The organism is Microbacterium sp. AG1240, assembly GCF_003635115.1.
In the GTDB taxonomy this organism is placed as follows: domain Bacteria; phylum Actinomycetota; class Actinomycetes; order Actinomycetales; family Microbacteriaceae; genus Microbacterium.
This window is the reverse complement of sequence record NZ_RBXJ01000002.1, coordinates 549626-568790: the sequence shown is the minus strand read 5'-3', so window position 1 is coordinate 568790 and position 19165 is coordinate 549626. Positions and strand designations below refer to the sequence as shown.

The 19165-nt window shown below is 71.6% G+C and carries 16 protein-coding genes; 4 read left to right on the top strand and 12 right to left on the bottom strand.

The annotated features are described in order from the left end of the window. Window positions 1–40: 40 nt before the first annotated feature. On the bottom strand, window positions 41–940 hold the full coding sequence (gene prmC, locus DEU34_RS11420) for a peptide chain release factor N(5)-glutamine methyltransferase (RefSeq protein WP_121150338.1): 900 nt from the start codon (window positions 938–940) through the stop codon (window positions 41–43). A gap of 106 nt (window positions 941–1046) precedes the next feature. Between prmC and cysK the strand changes: the two genes are divergently transcribed. The 3 genes from cysK to DEU34_RS11405 all read left to right on the top strand — a co-directional run bounded on the left by cysK (window position 1047) and on the right by DEU34_RS11405 (window position 4089). Beyond that, the gene (cysK, locus tag DEU34_RS11415) at window positions 1047–1985 is read left to right on the top strand and encodes a cysteine synthase A (protein ID WP_121150335.1); all 939 of its coding nucleotides are present in this window, start codon (window positions 1047–1049) and stop codon (window positions 1983–1985) included. Between the two features lie 2 nt (window positions 1986–1987). Next, on the top strand, window positions 1988–2557 hold the full coding sequence (gene epsC, locus DEU34_RS11410; RefSeq protein ID WP_121150333.1) for a serine O-acetyltransferase EpsC: 570 nt from the start codon (window positions 1988–1990) through the stop codon (window positions 2555–2557). 134 nt (window positions 2558–2691) lie between these two features. Then, window positions 2692–4089 (top strand): amidase, encoded by a 1398-nt coding sequence (locus DEU34_RS11405; RefSeq protein WP_121150331.1) that lies wholly within the window; start codon window positions 2692–2694, stop codon window positions 4087–4089. 81 nt (window positions 4090–4170) lie between these two features. Here DEU34_RS11405 and prfA read toward each other — a convergent pair whose 3' ends face one another. From prfA to DEU34_RS11355, 10 genes are all read right to left on the bottom strand, one after another. Next, window positions 4171–5253 carry a peptide chain release factor 1 gene (gene prfA / locus DEU34_RS11400; protein WP_121150329.1) on the bottom strand — a complete coding sequence of 361 codons (1083 nt, stop codon included), beginning with the start codon at window positions 5251–5253 and terminating at the stop codon, window positions 4171–4173. Window positions 5254–5288: 35 nt separating this feature from the next. Further along, complete coding sequence (gene rho, locus DEU34_RS11395; protein ID WP_121150327.1) at window positions 5289–7370, bottom strand: transcription termination factor Rho; 2082 nt, start codon at window positions 7368–7370, stop codon at window positions 5289–5291. A 147-nt stretch (window positions 7371–7517) separates the two neighbouring features. Then, on the bottom strand, window positions 7518–8462 hold the full coding sequence (gene thrB, locus DEU34_RS11390; protein ID WP_121150325.1) for a homoserine kinase: 945 nt from the start codon (window positions 8460–8462) through the stop codon (window positions 7518–7520). Continuing rightward, window positions 8459–9544 carry a threonine synthase gene (gene thrC / locus DEU34_RS11385; RefSeq protein ID WP_121150323.1) on the bottom strand — a complete coding sequence of 362 codons (1086 nt, stop codon included), beginning with the start codon at window positions 9542–9544 and terminating at the stop codon, window positions 8459–8461. The genes thrB and thrC overlap by 4 nt, the downstream gene beginning before the upstream one ends. A gap of 1 nt (window position 9545) precedes the next feature. Beyond that, complete coding sequence (locus DEU34_RS11380) at window positions 9546–10889, bottom strand: homoserine dehydrogenase (protein ID WP_121150316.1); 1344 nt, start codon at window positions 10887–10889, stop codon at window positions 9546–9548. Beyond that, entirely contained in the window at window positions 10886–12313 is a 1428-nt protein-coding gene (gene lysA, locus DEU34_RS11375; protein WP_121150314.1) for a diaminopimelate decarboxylase, read from the bottom strand. Before lysA ends, DEU34_RS11380 begins: the two co-directional genes overlap by 4 nt. 130 nt (window positions 12314–12443) lie before the next feature. Then, entirely contained in the window at window positions 12444–13259 is an 816-nt protein-coding gene (locus tag DEU34_RS16490) for an LmeA family phospholipid-binding protein (protein WP_147424066.1), read from the bottom strand. A gap of 83 nt (window positions 13260–13342) precedes the next feature. Further along, entirely contained in the window at window positions 13343–14146 is an 804-nt protein-coding gene (locus tag DEU34_RS11365; protein ID WP_121150310.1) for a DUF2993 domain-containing protein, read from the bottom strand. A gap of 4 nt (window positions 14147–14150) precedes the next feature. Next, window positions 14151–15815 (bottom strand): arginine--tRNA ligase, encoded by a 1665-nt coding sequence (locus tag DEU34_RS11360; protein ID WP_121150308.1) that lies wholly within the window; start codon window positions 15813–15815, stop codon window positions 14151–14153. A 172-nt stretch (window positions 15816–15987) separates the two neighbouring features. Beyond that, window positions 15988–16791 (bottom strand): transglutaminase family protein, encoded by an 804-nt coding sequence (locus tag DEU34_RS11355; RefSeq protein WP_121150306.1) that lies wholly within the window; start codon window positions 16789–16791, stop codon window positions 15988–15990. 196 nt (window positions 16792–16987) lie between these two features. Between DEU34_RS11355 and DEU34_RS11350 the strand changes: the two genes are divergently transcribed. Beyond that, window positions 16988–18199 carry an MFS transporter gene (locus DEU34_RS11350; RefSeq protein ID WP_121150304.1) on the top strand — a complete coding sequence of 404 codons (1212 nt, stop codon included), beginning with the start codon at window positions 16988–16990 and terminating at the stop codon, window positions 18197–18199. Window positions 18200–18235: 36 nt separating this feature from the next. Here the strand turns inward: DEU34_RS11350 and DEU34_RS11345 are convergent, their stop codons facing one another. Beyond that, window positions 18236–19120 (bottom strand): helix-turn-helix transcriptional regulator, encoded by an 885-nt coding sequence (locus tag DEU34_RS11345; RefSeq protein ID WP_259460131.1) that lies wholly within the window; start codon window positions 19118–19120, stop codon window positions 18236–18238. Window positions 19121–19165 lie beyond the last annotated feature (45 nt).

Genomic DNA, 19165 nt, shown 5'->3' with positions numbered 1-19165 from the left:
CCGCACAGTCTACGGGGCCGAGCCGCGCCGACCGTGAGGACTACGCCGGTCGCAGTGCCGTCGTCGCTCGATCGCGCGTCGTGAGGTCGGGGTGGGTGGCCGCGGCCTGCCAGCCGTCGGCGGCGAGGATCGCGCGGATGGCCTCCCCCTGCCACTCGCCGTGCTCGATGACGATGAGCCCGCCGGGGTGGGCCAGGCGCAGCCCCACTCGGCTGAGGGTCCGAACGACGTCGAGACCGTCCTCCCCTCCGTACAGGGCGGCGGGCGGGTCGTAGTGACGCACCTCCGGATCGCGCGGGATCGCCGCATCCGGCACGTACGGCGGATTGGACACCACCACCGACACCGTCCCGTCGAGGTCGCCGAACGCGTGCTCGAGGTCGATGAAGGCCAGCCGCAGATTGTCGGCGCCGATACGTGCGGCGTTCTCCTTCGTCCACACGAAGGCGTCGACGGAGTTCTCGGCTGCGAACACCCGGGCGTGGGGCACCTCGGTGGCGAGCGACAGGGCGATGGCTCCGCTGCCGGTGCCCAGGTCGACCGCGATCGGAGAGGCGGATGCTGCGGCGCGCAACGCGTCGATCGCGAGCTGGGCGACCATCTCCGTCTCCGGCCGGGGGACGAACACCCCCGGACCGACCGCGAGCTCCAGGTGGCGGAACGGCGCGACCCCGGTGAGGTGCTGCAGCGGCACACGGGCGCAGCGCCGCTCGACGAGCGCATCGAACTCGGCCGCTCGGGCCGCCGTGATGCTGTCGCCGCGGATCGCCGCGCCCTGCACGGCACCGCGGCTCGTGCCCAGGACGTGGGCTGCGAGTAGCTCGGCATCGACCGCGGGATCGGTGACGCCCGCGCGAGACAGACGCGCCCCGGCGGAGCGGACGAGGTCGGCGAGGGGCACGTCGACGGGCGACGCGAGCGGCGGGACGGGCTCGGGCATGGCGGGCCCAGCATAAACGGTCCGGCAGGCGCGGTCACATTGCGCCCGCGCGCAGCGTGCTCGCCTAGGCTGACGATATCCGCGTATCGACGGCGAAAGGCGAGCCATGCCCGGCATCCATCCCGACATCACTTCCGCGTTCGGCGAGACCCCGCTGGTGCGGCTCAACCGCGTCGCCGAGGGGGTCGACGCGAGCATCCTCGTCAAGCTCGAGTTCTACAACCCGGCGGGGAGCGTCAAGGACCGCCTCGGCATCGCGATCGTCGACGCCGCGGAGGCGTCGGGGGAGCTCAAGCCCGGGGGAACGATCGTGGAGTCCACGAGCGGCAACACCGGCATCGCGCTGGCGATGGTGGGTGCGGCCCGCGGCTACCGGGTGATCCTCACGATGCCCGCTTCGATGTCGAAGGAGCGACGCCTTCTCCTGAAGGCGTTCGGCGCGGAGCTCGTGCTCACCGACCCCACCAAGGGGATGTCGTACGCCGTCGACGAGGCGAAGCGCATCGTCAGCGAGACCCCCGGCGCGGTGTGGGCGCGGCAGTTCGAGAACGAGGCGAACCCCGAGATCCACCGCAGGACCACCGCCGAGGAGATCCTCCGCGACACCGACGGCAAGGTCGACTACTTCGTCGCCGGCATCGGGACGGGCGGCACGATCACCGGCGTCGGACAGGTGTTGAAGGAGCGCGTGCCGGGCGTGCAGATCGTCGCCGTCGAGCCGTCGGACTCCCCCATCCTCACGAAGGGCCACCCCGGACCCCACAAGATCCAGGGCATAGGGCCGAACTTCGTCCCCGCGATCCTCGACCGCGACCTCCTCGACGAGGTCATCGACGTCGAGTTCGACGACGCGATCCGACTGGCGCGCGAGACGGCCACGAAAGACGGCATCCTCGTCGGCATGTCCAGCGGGGCCGCCATCTGGGCAGCCCTCGAGATCGCGAAGCGCCCCGAGGCCGCCGGCAAGAACATCGTCGTGATCATCCCCTCCTTCGGCGAGCGATACCTCTCCACGGCGCTGTACGAGAACCTGCGCGAGGACTGAGCGTGGCGTTCGGCAGCCGCATCCGCGAAGACATCGCCGCGGCGAAGCTCCGCGATCCCGCCGCGCGCGGGACGTGGGAGATCGCACTGCTCTACCCGGGTCTGCACGCGATCTGGGCGCACCGCGTCTGGCACCGCCTGTGGCTCGCCGGCTGGCGGTTCCCCGCTCGCCTGGGCTCGCAGGTGACCCGCTGGATCACGGGGATCGAGATCCATCCCGGTGCGGTGATCGGGCGACGGTTCTTCATCGACCACGGCATGGGCGTCGTGATCGGAGAGACGGCTGAGGTCGGCGATGACGTGCTGCTGTACCACGGGGTCACCCTGGGCGGGCGGCAGCGCGAGGGCGGCAAGAGGCACCCGACCATCGGCGACGGCGTCGCCGTCGGCGCCGGGGCCAAGATCCTCGGGCCGATCATGATCGGTGCGCGCACCGCGGTCGGCGCGAACGCCGTGGTCACCCGTGACGCGCCCGAGGACAGCGTGCTGGTCGGCGTCCCCGCGCGGGCCCGTGCCCGACGCCAGGGCGAGGACACCCGCGCGCTGCTGACGGCGCCCGAGTACTCGATCTAGCCTCGCTCCCCGTCGCACTCGGCGGGTGCGGGCCGCCGTTCGCGGCGGGCGACCGTCGACGATCGCTTCCCCCGTCCCGAGGGGCGGGGAGAGCCCGCACGTCGCAACAGGGGAAGCGGGCCTACGCTCGGAGGGTGACCGAGCTGCACGAGCTGACCGCCGTCGACCTCGCCGGAGCGCTGCGGCGCGGTGACACCACGCCGACGGCGGCGGCGGCGCACTACCTCGCCCGCATCCAGCACCACGCGGCTCTCGGCGCGTTCGCCGAGGTCACCCCGCACGCGGCCTTCGATCGAGCGGATGCTGTGGGCCGCTCCCCCGTTCGTGGGCCGCTCCACGGCGTGCCGCTGGCCGACAAAGACCTCGTCGCTCGCGCCGGCGTTCCCACGCGCTACGGCTCGCTCGCGCGACGGGAGTACGTCCCGGCAGCATCCGACCCCCTCGCGGCGGCGCTCGACGACGCGGGCGCGGTGAACCTCGGCAAGACCGCGACGAGCGAGTTCGGCCTCACGGGGTACACCGAGCCGCGCACCGGTGACCCCGCCCGCGACCCGTGGAACCCCGCGAACGGCGCGGGGGGCTCCAGCGGCGGCGCGGCGGTCGCCGTCGCCGCGGGGCTCCTTCCCTTCGCGGTGGCATCCGACGGCGGCGGGTCGATCCGTATCCCGGCGGCGACCGTGGGCGTGGTGGGGCTCAAGCCCTCGCGCGGACGGCTGCCGATCGGGTCGGGCTTCGACTCCCCCGACGGCCTCGCCGTGACCGGGCCGATCGCCCGTACGGTCGCCGACGCCGCGTTCCTGCTCGACGCGCTGGTCGGCCTCGCCCCGTTCCGCTACGCCACGCGCGCGCCGGGCGACGGGCCGTTCCTCGCGGCTGCGACCGCGCCGCCCTCGCCGTGGCGGATCGGCGTGACCACGACCTCGCCGTGGGACGACAGCGAAGACATCCGCGTCGACCCCGACGCCGCGGCGGCCGTCGACGCGGCCGCGGCGGCGCTGACCGCGCTGGGGCATGGGAGCGACGACGCCCGGTGGCGGCCGCGGGGCTACGCGGAGCTCTTCCGGGTGCTCTGGCGGGCGAGCGCCGCTCGGATCCCGCTGAGCGACGCCGACCTCGACGTCGTCGAGCCGCTGACGGCGTGGCTCGTCCGTCAAGGACGCGGGCTCGCCGCATCCGACCTCCTCGGTGCCCTGAGCGCTGCCCGCGTGTTCGAGCGCGAGACGATCGAGGCCTTCGCACCGTTCGACGCCGTGCTGACACCCGCGCTCGCGCTGCCGCCGCAGCGGGTGGGATGGTACGACGGGCTCGGGCCGGAGCGCACGTTCGCGCGTCAGGTCGAGTACGCCCCGTTCAGCAGCTTCGTCAACGTGGCCGGCCTGCCGGCGGTCACCGTGCCGTTCACCATCGACTCCTCGGGCCACCCCGTCTCGGTGCAGCTGATCGGCCGGCCCGGCGGCGAGGCCACGATCCTCGCTCTGGCTGCGCAGCTGGAGTCCGCCCGCGGGCCGCTCCCCTTCCCGCCGAACGCGTGACGCACTAACCGCGAAACCCGTTCGGCGCGGCGAGACCGCGACATTCCGACCGGGTCTCGCCGGGCGGATGCGGTCTCGCGGTCAGGAGTCGTCGCCGGCGAGGGCGGCGAGCTGGGCTTCCTCGTCGGCGGAGATGGCCGACTCGATGATCGGGCCGAGCGCGCCGTCCATGACCTGGTCGAGGTTGTAGGCCTTGTAGCCGGTGCGGTGGTCGGCGATGCGGTTCTCGGGGAAGTTGTACGTGCGGATGCGCTCGGAGCGGTCCATGCCGCGGATCTGCGACTTCCGCGCGTCGGACGCGATGGCGTCGCGCTCCTCCTGCTGCTTCGCCAGAAGCCGGGCGCGCAGCACGCGCATGCCGGCCTCGCGGTTCTGCAACTGGCTCTTCTCGTTCTGCATCGACACGACGATGCCGGTCGGCACGTGCGTGATGCGCACGGCGGAGTCGGTCGTGTTGACCGACTGCCCACCCGGACCCGACGAGCGGAACACGTCAATCTTCAGATCGCTCGGGTTGATCTCGACCTCGTCGGGCTCGTCGACCTCGGGGAAGACGAGCACGCCGGTGGTGGAGGTGTGGATGCGGCCCTGCGACTCGGTCGCGGGAACCCGCTGCACGCGGTGCACGCCGCCCTCGTACTTGAGGCTCGCCCACACGCCCTGCGCGGGGTCGCTCGAGGAGCCCTTGATCGCGACCTGCACGTCTTTGAAGCCGCCCAGGTCGGACTCGTTGCGCTCGAGCAGTTCGGTCTTCCAGCCCCGGGATGCGGCGTACTGCAGGTACATCCGCAGCAGATCGGCCGCGAACAGCGCGCTCTCCGCGCCGCCCTCGCCCTGCTTGATCTCCATGATCACGTCACGGGCGTCGTCGGGATCGCGCGGGATGAGCAGACGACGCAGTCGCTCTTGGGTCGTCACGACGAGTTCGTCGAGCGCGGGGACCTCCTCGGCGAACGCGGCGTCCTCCTTCGCGAGCTCCCGTGCCGCGGCGAGGTCGTCGGCCGCCTGCGTCCACGCCTCGTAGGCGTGCACGATGCGGTTGAGCTCGGCGTAGCGACGGTTGACGCGCTTGGCCCGCCCCGCATCGGCGTGCACCGCGGGGTCGTTCAGCTCGAGTTCGACCGCTTTGTGCTCGTCGAGCAGCCCGCGGACGGACTCGAGCATCCCCGACGCTTCGACAGGCTCAGCGGACACGAGGGTCAGCGGATGCTGTTGTCGTGCCCGTGGCTGCCGTTGCCGCCGTGCGTCGGGGCAGGCATCGACTTCTGCATCTGCACGAGGAACTCCACGTTCGACTGCGTCTCCTTGAGCTTGCCGAGCACGACCTCGAGCGCCTGCTGCGGGTCGAGACCCGCGAGCGCGCGCCGCAGCTTCCAGGTGATCTTGACCTCGTCGGCCGAGAGCAGCATCTCTTCGCGGCGGGTGCTCGACGCGTTGACGTCGACGGCCGGGAAGATGCGCTTGTCGGCGAGCTGACGGCTGAGGCGCAGCTCGCTGTTGCCGGTGCCCTTGAACTCCTCGAAGATCACGTCGTCCATCTTCGAACCGGTCTCGACGAGGGCCGTCGCGAGGATCGTGAGCGATCCGCCGTTCTCGATGTTGCGCGCGGCGCCGAAGAAGCGCTTGGGCGGGTACAGGGCGGATGCGTCGACGCCACCGGTGAGCACGCGACCCGAGGTCGGCGCGGTGATGTTGTAGGCGCGGCCGAGGCGGGTGATCGAGTCGAGCAGCACCACGACGTCACGACCGAGCTCCACGAGGCGCTTGGCACGCTCGATGGCGAGCTCGGCGACCGTGGTGTGGTCTTCGGCGGGGCGGTCGAACGTCGAGGCGATGACCTCGCCCTTGACCGTCCGCTGCATGTCGGTGACCTCTTCGGGACGCTCGTCGACGAGGACGACCATCAGGTGCACCTCGGGGTTGTTCTGCGCGATCGCGTTGGCGATCTGCTGCAGGACGATCGTCTTGCCGGCCTTCGGGGGCGCGACGATGAGGCCGCGCTGGCCCTTGCCGATCGGGGCGACGAGGTCGATGATGCGCTGGGTCAGCTTCTCGGGCGCCGTCTCGAGGCGCAGGCGGTCCTGCGGGTAGAGCGGGGTCAGGTTGCCGAACTCGACGCGGGTGGCCGCGTCTTCGACCGACAGGCCGTTGATCGCATCGACCTTGACGAGCGCGTTGTACTTCTGACGGCCCGACTGCTCGCCCTCGCGGGGCTGCTTGATCGCGCCGACGACGGCGTCGCCCTTGCGGAGGTTGTACTTCTTCACCTGGCCGAGCGAGACGTAGACGTCGCTGGTGCCGGGGAGGTAGCCGGTGGTGCGCACGAACGCGTAGTTGTCGAGCACGTCGAGGATGCCCGCGATCGGGATGAGGACGTCGTCCTCGCCGATCTCGGTGTCGAACTCGTCGCCGGTCGTCTGGGGGCCGCGGCGCTTGTTGCGCTGGCGGTTGCGCCCGTTCGACTGCTCGTTGTCGGCCTCGGCGGCGGGTGCCGGCTCGGCCTTCTCGGGCGCGTTGTTGTTGCCGCGTCCGTTGCCGCGGCCGTTGCCGTTGCTCTGCGCGTTGCCGCCGTTGGACGAACCGTTCTCGGCAGCGCCCCCCTCGGCGTTCGCGGCGTTGCCGCGGTTGCGGTTGCGGTTGCGGCTGCGGCCACGACCCCGCGGGGCGGAGTCTTCGGCGTTCTCCGAGTTGTCGGCGTTCGAGGAGTTCTCGGCGGCCGCGTCGTCGGCGGGCGTCTCGGTCTCGGCCGGGGCCTCCGCGGGAGCCTTCTCGGCGTCTGCGGCCTTGTCGGCGGCGGGCTCCTCTGCGGGAGCCTCGTCGGCCGGAGCGTCGGCGGCGGGTGCCTCGACGGGTGCGTCGGCGACGACCTCGGCGGGCGCGGCATCGGCGGCGGGCGCGGAATCCTCGGCGGGCGCGGACTCGGGCGCGACCTCGGCCTCGGGGGCCGGCTCCGCGGCGGGTGCGGCCTCTTCGGGCTTCGGGTCGGCGCTCTTCGCACGACGCGGTGCGCGCTTGCGCGGCGCCTTGACGGGCTTCGTCGCGGCGGGCGTCTCTGCCTCGGCGGGCGCAGCCTCGACGGGCGCGGCCTCAGCCGACGCCGCCTCGGCGGCCGCGGCATCGGCGACGGCCTGGGCATCGGCTTCAGGCACCGGCGGCGCCTCGGCGGCCGGGGTCTCGGGCGACGACTCGGCGGATGCCGCAGCGTCGGTGGTGGTGTCGACAGCGGCGTTCGATTCTTCGGACGGCGCGTCGGCAGTGTGGATCTCGGAGATGGACTCCACGAGTGCTCCCTTGTAGACGGATGATCAGACCGCACCCGACGCCGGTACGACAGGCATCGTCATTCACCGCAGTTCGTCAAGCGCAGAGGCGCTATTTCGGGTTGCGGGTGCGTGCGGTAGTTCGCAGAATTGCGACCGGGGCCAGATTCACGTGGGATACGTGGTACCCCCGGCATTGTCCCTCACTGTACCACCCTTGACATCGACGGCGAGCATGAGGGCGTTCCACGGGGTGTCGGCCACCGAGGCGGCGAGATCGGCCGCTTCGAGGCGTCGACCGGGCCCGTCGGCGAGCACGAGGACGCTCGGTCCTGCACCGGAGACGACGGCGGCGAACCCGGCCGCGCGCAGTGCCCGCACCAGCTTGTCGGTCTCGGGCATCGCCTGTGCGCGGTAGTTCTGGTGCAGTCGGTCTTCGGTGGCCGCCAGCAGCAGGTCGGGGCTCTGCGTCATGGCGGCAATGAGCAGCGCGGAGCGCGACAGGTTGAACACGGCGTCCTCGTACGAGACGTGCTCCGGCTGGAGGCTGCGTGCGACCTTCGTCGACATGGTGAACTCGGGGACGAGCACCAGCGGTGACACGCCGCGGTGCACGATGAGCTGCTTGTGCTGCGGCGACGCAGCATCCATCCAGGCGATGGTGAGACCGCCGAAGAGGGCGGGCGCGACGTTGTCGGGGTGACCCTCGAGCTCTGTCGCCAGGCGCAGAAGGGTCTCGTCCGACAGCTCCACGTCGCCCGCGAGCAGCCCCTTGGCCGCGAGGAGCCCCGAGACGACCGCGGCTCCCGACGAGCCCATCCCGCGTCCGTGCGGGATGACGTTCACCGCCTCCAGCCGCACCCCCGGGAGGGTTCGGCCGACCGCGGCGTAGGCGTGCGCCATCGACCGCACGACGAGGTGCGACGCGTCGAGCGGCACGGATGCTGCGCCCTCGCCCGAGACGACGATCTCGACCTCGTCGGTCGCGAGCTGTGTGACGACGAGCTCGTCGTAGACGCTGAGGGCGAGCCCGAGCGTGTCGAAACCCGGTCCGAGATTGGCGCTCGTCGCGGGAACCCGGACGACGACCGAGCGGCCGCCGCCCTGGGTCACGCCGACGCCTCGGGGACGAGCCCGAGCACCGATGCGACCTCGGAGGTGGCGGCGTCGACGACCGTCGGCTCGACCTGCGACCCGTCGGGCTGACGGAGCGCCCACTGGGGATCCTTCAGACCGTGGCCGGTGACCGTGAGCACCACGCGGGATCCCGCGGGGATGACACCGGCCTCAGCGCGCTCGAGGAGTCCGGCGACGCTGATCGCGGAGGCGGGCTCGACGAAGATGCCGACCTCACCGGAGAGGATCTTCTGCGCCGCGAGGATGCGCTCGTCGTCGATGGCCCCGAAGTAGCCGTCGGTTGACTCGCGCGCCTGCAGGGCGAGATCCCACGATGCGGGGTTGCCGATGCGGATCGCGCTGGCGATCGTGTCGGGGTTCTTCACGACCTCGCCGCGGACGAGCGGCGCGGAGCCCGCGGCCTGGAAGCCGAACATGCGGGGCACCCGGTTGGAGACGCCACGGTCGGCCTCTTCGCGGTAGCCGCGCGAGTAGGCGGTGTAGTTGCCGGCGTTGCCGACGGGGATGAAGTGGAAGTCGGGAGCGTCGCCCAGCACCTCGACGACCTCGTAGGCCGCGGTCTTCTGACCCTCGATGCGGTCGGGGTTGACGGAGTTCACCAGGTGCACCGGGTAGTGCTCGGCGAGCTCGCGCGCGATCTCGAGGCAGTCGTCGAAGTTGCCGCGCACCTGGATCAGACGACCGTCGTGCGCGACGGCCTGGCTGAGCTTGCCCATCGCGATCTTGCCCTCGGGCACGAGCACGGCCGCGGTGATGCCGGCGTGCGCGGCGTAGGCGGCGGCGGAGGCCGACGTGTTGCCGGTCGAGGCGCAGATGACCGCCTTCGCACCGTGCTCGACGGCACGGGAGAGCGCGACCGTCATGCCGCGGTCCTTGAACGAGCCGGTCGGGTTCATGCCCTCGAACTTCACCCACACGTCGGCGCCGGTGCGACGCGAGAGCGCGGGGGCGGGGAGCAGCGGCGTGCCGCCCTCGCCGAGGGTGACGACGGTCGAGGCGTCGGTGACGCCCAGTCGGTCGGCGTATTCGCGGAGGACTCCGCGCCAGAGGTGTGCCATGTCAGTCTCCTTCTACCCGCAGGACAGATACGACCCGGTCGACCACGCCGGTGGCGGCGAGCCGATCGACGGTCTCACTGAGATCCTGCTCACGTGCCTTGTGCGTGCCGATGACCAGGCGGGCCTTCGGTGCGTCTTCGGTCTGGGCCTCCGCCGCGGGCGCGACCGCCGCGGGGAGGACGGTCTGCTCGACGGTCGCGATCGAGACGCGCCCCTCGTTGAGGATGCCGGCGATCGTCGCGAGCACGCCCGGCTGGTCGTCGACCTCGAGCGTGATCTGGTAGCGCGTGATGACGCGTCCGATCGGGGAGACCGGCAGGTTCGCGCGCGTCGACTCGGCGACCCCGACACCGCCGGCGACGTGCCGACGGGCGGCCGAGACGACGTCGCCGAGGACGGCCGAGGCGGTCTGCACTCCTCCGGCTCCCGCGCCGTAGAACATCAGGTTGCCGGCGGCCTCCGCCTGGACGAACACCGCGTTGTTCGCGCCGTGGACGCTGGCGAGCGGGTGCGCGCGGTCGACGAGGGCGGGGTAGACCCGCACGGAGATCGATTCGCCGTCGCCGTCGGCCGCCGCGAGGCGCTCGCAGACGGCGAGGAGCTTGATGACGTAGCCGGCGTGACGGGCGGCGTCGATCATCGAGCTGTCGATGCTCGTGATGCCCTCGCGGTGCACGGCCTCGAGCGGCACCGCGGTGTGGAATGCGAGGCTGGCGAGGATCGCGGCCTTCTGCGCCGCGTCGTAGCCCTCCACATCGGCGGTGGGATCGGCTTCGGCGTAGCCGAGCGCCTGCGCCTGCGCGAGCACGTCGGCGAAGTCGGCGCCCTCGGCGTCCATGCGGTCGAGGATGTAGTTCGTCGTTCCGTTGACGATGCCCATGATGCGCTGCACGCGGTCGCCGGCGAGCGAGTCGCGCAGGGGCCGGATGATGGGGATGGCACCGGCGGCGGCGGCCTCGTAGTAGACCTGCGCCCCCACCTGGTCGGCCGCGTCGAAGATCTCGGGGCCGTGGGTCGCCAGCAGCGCCTTGTTGGCCGTCACCACGTCGGCGCCGGAGTTGATGGCCGTCAGCACGTACTCGCGGGCGGGGTCGATGCCGCCCATCAGCTCGATGACGATGTCGGCGCCGACGATCAGCTGCTCCGCGTCGGTCGTGAACAGTTCGCGGGGCAGGTCGACGTCGCGGGGCGCATCGACGTCGCGGACGGCGATGCCGGCGAGCTCGAGCGAGGCTCCGGCACGGTCGGCGAGCTCGGCGCCGTGGCGCAGGAGGAGCGAGGCGACTTGCGAGCCGACGGAGCCCGCACCCAGCAGTGCGACTCGGAGGCGACGGTAATCGGTCATGCGATCCCTTCGGTGGTGGTCTCCGCCGCCACGACAGCTCCGACGTCGCGGGAGAGGAGGTCGGCGACGCTCTCGCGACGCACGATGACGCGGGCTTCGCCGTCACGCACGGCGACGACCGCGGCCCGCGGGGTGTAGTTGTAGGTGCTCGCCAGCGAGAAGCAGTAGGCGCCGGTGGCGGGCACGGCGAGGAGGTCGCCCGGGGCGATGTCGCCGGGGAGGTACTCGGCGTCGACGACGATGTCGCCCGATTCGCAGTGGTGTCCGACGACGCGGCTCAGCGCGGGCGCGGCGGCGGTCGTGCGCGACGCGATCCGCGCGCTGTACTGCGCGCCGTAGAGGGCGGGGCGGGCGTTGTCGCTCATGCCGCCGTCGACGCTGACGTACACGCGCTCGAGGTCGTCGCCGACGCGGACGGGCTTGACCGTGCCCACCTCGTAGAGCGTGACACCGGCCTGCCCGACGATGACGCGGCCGGGCTCGAACGCGATGTCCGGGATAGGGATGCTGCGCGCCGCGCACTCGGCGGCGACCGCGTCGACGATGCCCGACGCGATCTCCTCGAGCGGGCGCGGGTCGTCGTGCGACGTGTAGGCGATGCCGAAACCGCCGCCGACGTTGAGGAGCGGGATCTCCCCCCCGGCCGACAGGTCGGCGTGCAGCTCGACGAGGCGCGCGGCCGACGCCCGGAATCCGGACGCGTCGAAGATCTGCGAGCCGATGTGGGCGTGGAGTCCGATGAAGTCGAGCCCCGGCACCTCGCGGATACGAGCGACGGCGGTCGCCGCATCCGTCATCGAGAAACCGAACTTCTGGTCTTCGTGGGCCGTCGCGAGGAACGCGTGCGTCTCGGCGTGGACGCCCGTGCGCACGCGCACGAGCACGCGCTGCACCGCTCCGAGGCGCTCGGTGATCGCCGCGAGACGTTCGATCTCGATGGGGCTGTCGACGATGATCGATCCGACGCCCACCTCGACCGCGCGCGAGAGCTCGGACACCGACTTGTTGTTGCCGTGGAACCCGATGCGCTCGGGCTGGGCGCCACCGGCGAGGGCCACCTCGAGCTCACCGCGCGAGCACACGTCGACCGACAGGTCTTCGCTCGTCACCCAGCGGACGATCTCGGTGCTGAGGAACGCCTTGCCGGCGTAATAGGTGCGGGCTGTCACGCCGTGCCGGGCCGCGGCCGAGGCGAACGCGTCGCGCGCGCGGCGCGCGTGGGCGCGCACCTCTTCTTCGTCGACGACGTAGAGCGGTGAGCCGAAGTTCTCGACGAGCTCGCGGGCCGACACACCGCCGAGCTCGAGGGTCCCGTCGGCGTCTCGGCGGGCGGATGCCGGCCAGATGCGGGCCGAGAGGTCGTTCGCGTCGGCGGGGACGGACAGCCACTCGGGTGCGAGCGGCGCGGCAGGCGAGGCGGACACGGAGGGGACCAATCGACGGATGCGGCGGCGCCGGTCGCCAGGCAACGGATGCCGTGGGCTCGTCCACGCCGCGGGTGGTTGAAGTCTAGGGCACCGCCGCGCACTGCCCCGGCCGAACCGACGCTGCGCGTCAGCCGCAGGTGCCCTTCTCGCCGAGCGCGGCCGCGTCGAGGCCTGTCGCGTCGACCGCGAAGCGCGCCACGAGCTGTTGGCCCTCGACTGCCACCGACTCGACCCGCATGCCCCCGGGGAGCTCGGACGCCAGACACACGGAGCGCGGCTGCAGCGAGGCCAGGGCATCGTCGCCGTATCGGGCGCGAACGTCGTCGATCGTCATCTCCGTCTCGCCGAAGCGTACGGAGGAGGTGGTGAGCACGAGGGCGCCGTTCGAGGAGGCCGGCGTGAAGGCCAGCCCCACGGATGTCTTCTGCCCCCCGGCCGACACGCTCATCGACGCGGTCACGTCGGCCCCGTCGAGGCCGAAGGTCATACCCGCGACGCCCGCCATGTAGGTGAGCTGACCCGCGTCGAAACGCGCCGCCCCGCGAATCTCGCGCGCGGTCGCCTGCTCGCCGAGCGAAACGTCGGCCAGCTCGATCGAAAGGTCACCCGCGCCGCCGGCGAGGTTCACGTTCTGCGACGACACGGTGACCAGGCTCAGATTCCGAAGCAGCAACTGGGGCAGCACGGGCCCGGAGATCTCGGTGTCGACCCGTTGCGTGTCGGGCAGTCCGCTCACCTGGATGACGGATCGGCTGATCGCCGCCTGCAGCGCCGAGCGCGCGATCCAGTCGAGGACGCCGAATACCAGCCCGACGAAGACGAGCACGACGACCACGACCACGGCGATACGCCCCGCGCGCCCCGATCCGCGGGGCTCGGGGTTCGCCGCGGGACCCGGAGCGACGGGTACCAGCACCTCGGTGCGCTCGGACTCCATGACCATTCACGCAGTGTGCCGACACCTCGGGGCGTGCCGGGCGACGGTGGGAGGAACGAGAGCGGATCGCGCGGTAAACGGCAGGCGAATCAGCCGCAGGTGCCGTTCTGGCGCAGCAGCGGATCGACGACGACGGCGCCGTCGATGTCGAAGTCGGCGACGACCTCGGCACCCTCGACCGAGACCGAGGTCAGCGTGAGGGCCGACGGGAGGTACTGGGCGATGCAGACGTCCCACGTGCGCAGCACCGTGTCGGCGAGACCGCCGAACTGCTGGCGCAGGGCATCGGCGGTGAGCTCGACCCCGCCCGCCGAGAACGACGACGGCGTGAGGGTGAGGTCTCCCCCACTCCCCGCGGCCGGGAGGAGCGCGATCCCGACCGGGATGCCCGCCCCGAACACGTTGAGCTCCGTCGAGACGGTCACGTCGGGCGCGGCGATCCCGGCAGCATCCGAGGGAAACCCGTCGACCGTCGACAGCAGGGCGCGCAGCTGGGTCTCGTCGAGGCGCACGGTGGCGGTTCCCGGCCCGGCGGCGGCGTCGGCGCGGATGGGCATGTCGGTGATGGTGACCCGCACGTCGCCCGACAGCTCGCCGAAGGTCACATCGTCTGAGGCGATGGTGACCTCGTCGAGCGTTCCGGAGATCAGCTGCGGGATGACGAGCCCGGGCACCTCGACGTCGACGGGCTGGTCGGCCGGCAGGCCGGCCTGCGACACGACCAGGGTGCGGATACCGCCGGTCACCGCTCCGCGCGCGAGCCACTCCGCCCCGAAGGCGGCCGAGCCGACGAGCACGAGAACGATGACGAGCGTGACCATCCAGGGCCACAGGCGACGCCGACGCTTCGGCTGCTCCGTCGGTTCGAACGGCAGCGTGTCGGCGTCGGTCATCGGGTCACATCCGTTCCGGAGCGCTCACGCCCAGCAGGTCGAGTCCGTTGCGCAGAACCTGACCGGTGGCGTCGTTCAGCCACAGGCGGGTGCGGTGCACGGATGCGACGGGTTCGTCGCCGAGCGGGATCACCCGGCAGCTGTCGTACCAGCGGTGGTAGAGGCCCGCGAGCTCTTCGAGGTAGCGCGCCACGCGGTGCGGTTCGCGCACCTCGGCGGCGAAGGCGACCACGCGCGGGAACTCCTGCAGGGCGCCCAGGAGCGCCGACTCGGTCTCGTGATCGAGCAGTTCGGGAGCGAACTCCGAACGGTCGACACCCGAGGATGCGGCGTTGCGGGCCACGTTGTGCGTGCGGGCGTGCGCGTACTGCACGTAGAAGACGGGGTTGTCGTTGGTGCGCTTCTGCAGGATCTCGGGATCGAGCGTCAGCGGCGAATCGGCCGGGTAGCGTCCGAGCGAGTAGCGCAGCGCATCGGTGCCGAGCCAGGCCTGCAGATCGTCGAGCTCGATGATGTTGCCCGCGCGCTTGCTGAGCTTGGCGCCGTTGATCGACACGAGCTGTCCGATGAGCACCTCGACGTTCTTCTCGGGGTCTTCGCCGGCCGCGCCCGCGAGCGCCTTGAGACGGTGCACGTACCCGTGGTGGTCGGCGCCGAGCAGGTAGATCTTGTGCGCGAAGCCGCGGTCGCCTTTGTTGAGGTAGTAGGCGGCGTCGGCGGCGAAGTAGGTGTACTCGCCGTTGGACCGCCGGATGACGCGGTCTTTGTCGTCGCCGAAGTCGGTCGTGCGCACCCAGACGGCGCCCTCGTCGTCGAAGACGTGACCCTGCTCGCGGAGGCGGTCGACGGCCTCGTCGACCAGGCTCGGCGCGCCGTCGTTCCGGGCGTGCAGCACGCGCTCGGAGAACCACACGTCGAAGTGCACGTTGAAGCGCTCGAGCGACGCCTGGATCTCGCCGAGCTGCATTCCGTAGGCGAGCTCGGTCGCGACATCGATCTGCGCGGCGGGCTCGAGCGAGACGATGTCGGGGCGGGCGTCGCGCACGCGGGAGCCGAGCTCGCCGATGTACTCCCCCGCGTAGCCGTCCTCCGGGGTCGGCTCGCCGAGCACGGCCGCGAGCACCGAGCGGCCGAAGCGCTCCATCTGCGCGCCGGCGTCGTTGATGTAGAACTCGCGCACGAGTGTGGCGCCGCTGGCGAGCAGCAGGCGCGCGATCGAATCACCCAGGGCCGCCCACCGCGTGTGCCCGATGTGCAGCGGGCCGGTCGGGTTGGCGCTGACGAACTCGAGGTTGATGGAGATGCCGCGCTGGCTGTCGTTCGAGCCGAACGCAGCGCCGGCCTCGACGATGGCCTTGGCCAGGGCGCCGGCCGCGGCGGCCTCGAGGCGGATGTTGATGAATCCGGGGCCGGCGACCTCGACGCTCGCGATGCCGTCGACGGACTCGAGCCCGGCAGCGATCTCCGCGGCGAGCTCGCGGGGGTTCGCGCCCACCTTCTTCGCCAGCTTCATGGCGGCGTTGGAGGCCCAGTCGCCGTGGTCGCGGTTCTTCGGACGCTCCAGCGGCAGGTCGGCCGCGGTGAGACCCTCGGTCGACCCTTCGCGTCGCGCCTCGGCGAGAGGCGTCACGACGGCGAGCAGGGCGGCGGAGAGAACGTCAGGATCCATAGCCTCACCAGTCTAGGGTTTGCGCGGCTGCGGGCCGGGTCGGCGCCGGGCTCGGCCGTCGTCGCGCTCGGCCGGCGTCGTCGTGAGACACGCCGTTCGGCTGAGACATCACGCCAGGCCGCGCGTCTCGGCCGGAACGCGTGCATCAGCGACGCACGAGCGCTCGGTCGGGTCAGGCCAGCTGCACGAGCGCCGTGTGATCGTCGGCGGGCTCGGGCGCAGCATCCGTGACCCACGCGTCGACACGCATGCGCTCGAGCGTGAGGTTCGCGCCGTGGTAGCTGAGGAAGGCGCAGTCGGCCGCGTCACGGCCCGTCGCGATGCGCACGAGCGACCGCCGGTCGGCGAGGCGCGTGGCGTCGATGACGTACCACGACCCGTCGACGTAGGCCTCGGCGACCGCGTGGAAGTCCATCGGCTCGAGTCCGGGCGCGAAGCACGCGGCGTAGCGGGCGGGCACGTCCATCGCGCGCAGCAGCGCGATCACCACGTGCGCGTAGTCGCGGCAGACGCCCTGGCCGGTCATCAGCGTCGTCACCGCGCTGTCGGTGCCGAGGCTGAGGCCGGGGGTGTACACGACGCTCGCGGAGACGAACTGCGAGACGGCGTCGACGAGCTCCACGCCGGTGAGACCTCGGAACTGACGCCGCGCCTGGGCGAACACCTCGTCGGACTGGCAGTACCGGCTCGGGCGAAGGTAGGTGATGGTCTCGAGGTCGCTCGTGTGCCCGATCGCCGCCGGGCCCGAGATCGTCGCGTCGTAGCGGACCGTGAGGGCTCCTGCCTCGCCGATGAAGCGGTGCAGCCGACTCCCCGATTGATCGACGATCTCGGTGGGTGTGTAGACACGATCGCCCTGCGTGAAGGTCAGCTGCTCGCTCGAGACCGGCACGTTCGACGCCGCGGTGATCTGAAAGATGAGGTCGGCGGATGCTGCGAGCTCGAGGTCGAGTTCGGCGGTAACGAGGCGCTGCACCGAGCAATCCTCGCACGCGTTTCCGACGTGTTCGCGCGCCGCCGAACCGGCGTCTGCGAGGTGCCGCGTTCCGGGCGATGGCTCCCCGGGGAAGACCCGTTCTGCGGCATGTCAGCGGGCACGCGAACGGACGAATCGTCGGATGCGGCGGACGTCCGGTCGGGCGGGGATGACCGGCGACCGCGAGAGTGGACCAATGACTACGACCTCCCCCGTGCCCGTCCAGGTCGCCCCCGGAGCCAAGCGCATGCCCTACGGCGCGCTCATCGCGCTGATGCTCATGAGCTTCCTGCTGGTCACCGCCGAATTCCTCCCGAACGGCGTGCTCACCGAGATGGCGGAGGGGCTCGGGGTCACCCCGGGGCAGGCGGGCCAGACCGTCACCGTCACCGCGCTCGTGGGTCTCGTCGTCGCCCCGACGGTCGGGCTGATCTTCCCCAGACTCGACCGTCGAACCCTTCTCGTCGTGATGGCCCTGGCGGCGGGGGCGTCGGGAGTGCTCGCGGCGATAGCGCCCAACCTCGTGCTCGTGCTGCTCGCGCGCTTCCTCCTCGGCGCCGCCATCAGCGCCTTCTGGGCGATGTCGATCACCGTGGCCGCGCACGTGGCGGGCCCCGAGCGGGTCGGTCGCGCGGTGATGTTCACCTCCGCGGGCATGTCTCTCGCCACCGTCGCCGGCGTTCCGCTCGGCGTCGTGCTGAGCGAGCTGGCCGACTGGCGGGCGACGTTCCTCATCATCGGGGTCGCCACCGCGCTCCTGGCCATTCCGCTCCGCGTCTCGCTGCCGAGCGTGCCGGCGACCCAGGCCGCCAGCATCCGGATCCTCGTCGACACCGTGCGCCGACGCGGCGTCGGGCTCGGACTCGCCGGACACGTGCTCATCGTGCTGGGCCACTTCCTCGCGTACACCTACATCCGGCTGGCCCTGGAGCGCACGCCCGACGTCGACGCGGGCACCGTCGTGGTGCTCCTCGCGCTCTTCGGCGCGGGCGGCCTGGTCGGCAACATCGTGATCGGGTTGGTCATCGACCGCTCGTTCGCGTTCTTCGGCGTCTTCGCACCCGTCGCCATGGCCGTCGCGGTGGTCGGCGTTCTGCTGCTGCCCGGAGCGGTCGTGGCGATCGGTGCCGCCGTGTTCGTCTGGGGCATGTTCTTCGCCTCGTGGCTGATCATCGTCAACGCGTGGGTCGGTCACCGGATGCCCGACCGGCTCGAGGCGGGCGGGAGCCTCGTCGTCGTGGGGTTCCAGGGGGCCATCGTGCTGGCGGCGGGCTTCGGTGGTGTGCTCGTCGACAGTCTCGGCGTCGAGGCGAACTACGTCATCGGCATCGTGCTGCTGCTCGTCGGCTCCGCCCTCTTCGGGGCGGCGAACCGCGCGTCGACACGAGATGAGGTAGGCAAGCGTTGAGCCACCGCGGGGGCAGCCGCACCGCCCCGCCCGATCTCAGACCGCGACGCCTCCGCGACGACCGGTGCGCCACGATGACGGCACGACGCCGACGTGGCGGCGGAAGGCTCGGCTGAACCCCTCGTCGGATGCGTACCCCAACGCGCGCGAGGTCTCCGACACGCTGCGTCCCGCCTGGAGCAGCTCCTGGGCGCGACGCATACGCACCTCGGTGACGTAGCTCGCCGGAGAACGGCCGAAGGCGGCGCGGAACCGCTCCGACAGCACCGTGCGCGACATGGCGCCGATGGTCGCGAGCGCGTCCACCGTCCAGAGCCGCCCCGGGTCGTCGCGCACGGCCGCCGCCACCCGGTCGAGGTAGTCGTCGCCGGTCGTGAGCGGGATCCGTGATGCGGTGTCGTGGTCGGCCCACGCCCGGATCACCGACAGCAGCACGGTCGTCACCATGAGCCGGCAGACCATGGGGTCGCCGGCTCGCGTCGCGTCGCCGTCCCCCGGACCGAGCTGCGCCGCCAGCGCGGCCGCCGCCGGCTCCAGCCGCGCGAATCCCGTGACGAAGATCACGCCCGGCAGCGACCCGACGGCGTTCGGGGAGGTCACCTGCACCTCCGCCGTCATCAGCCTCGCGCCAGAGGTCGACGTCAGCGACGCTTCGTGCCGCCCGAAGGAGAGGAACGCGTCGCCGGCGAGAAGGGTGCGGGTCGTGCACAGCGACGCGGCACCCTCGGAGACATCGACCGCGCAGGCGGTCTCGGTGGATGCATCCCCGGTGATCTCTCCCGCGACGACGTAGACGAGCGTCAGGACGCCGCGATCGACGCCGACACGTTCCCCGGCCGCCAGGGATCGCTGTCGCGTTTCGCCCAGCCGAACGTCGAGCGACGAGAGCACGCTCTCGAGCATCGCGGGATCGAACGTCACACGGCTGGCAACGACGGCCCTTCGAGCGGTATTCCGGCCGCTCCG

Excerpts from the sequence above, each read along its gene's own strand:
- prmC (WP_121150338.1), bottom strand. The coding sequence starts at position 940 with ATGCCCGAGCCCGTCCCGCCGCTCGCGTCGCCCGTCGACGTGCCCCTC.
- cysK (WP_121150335.1), top strand. The coding sequence starts at position 1,047 with ATGCCCGGCATCCATCCCGACATCACTTCCGCGTTCGGCGAGACCCCG.
- prfA (WP_121150329.1), bottom strand. The coding sequence starts at position 5,253 with ATGCTCGAGTCCGTCCGCGGGCTGCTCGACGAGCACAAAGCGGTCGAA.
- thrC (WP_121150323.1), bottom strand. The coding sequence starts at position 9,544 with ATGGCACACCTCTGGCGCGGAGTCCTCCGCGAATACGCCGACCGACTG.
- DEU34_RS11380 (WP_121150316.1), bottom strand. The coding sequence starts at position 10,889 with ATGACCGATTACCGTCGCCTCCGAGTCGCACTGCTGGGTGCGGGCTCC.
- DEU34_RS16490 (WP_147424066.1), bottom strand. The coding sequence starts at position 13,259 with ATGGTCATGGAGTCCGAGCGCACCGAGGTGCTGGTACCCGTCGCTCCG.
- DEU34_RS11365 (WP_121150310.1), bottom strand. The coding sequence starts at position 14,146 with ATGACCGACGCCGACACGCTGCCGTTCGAACCGACGGAGCAGCCGAAG.
- DEU34_RS11360 (WP_121150308.1), bottom strand. The coding sequence starts at position 15,815 with ATGGATCCTGACGTTCTCTCCGCCGCCCTGCTCGCCGTCGTGACGCCT.
- DEU34_RS11350 (WP_121150304.1), top strand. The coding sequence starts at position 16,988 with ATGACTACGACCTCCCCCGTGCCCGTCCAGGTCGCCCCCGGAGCCAAG.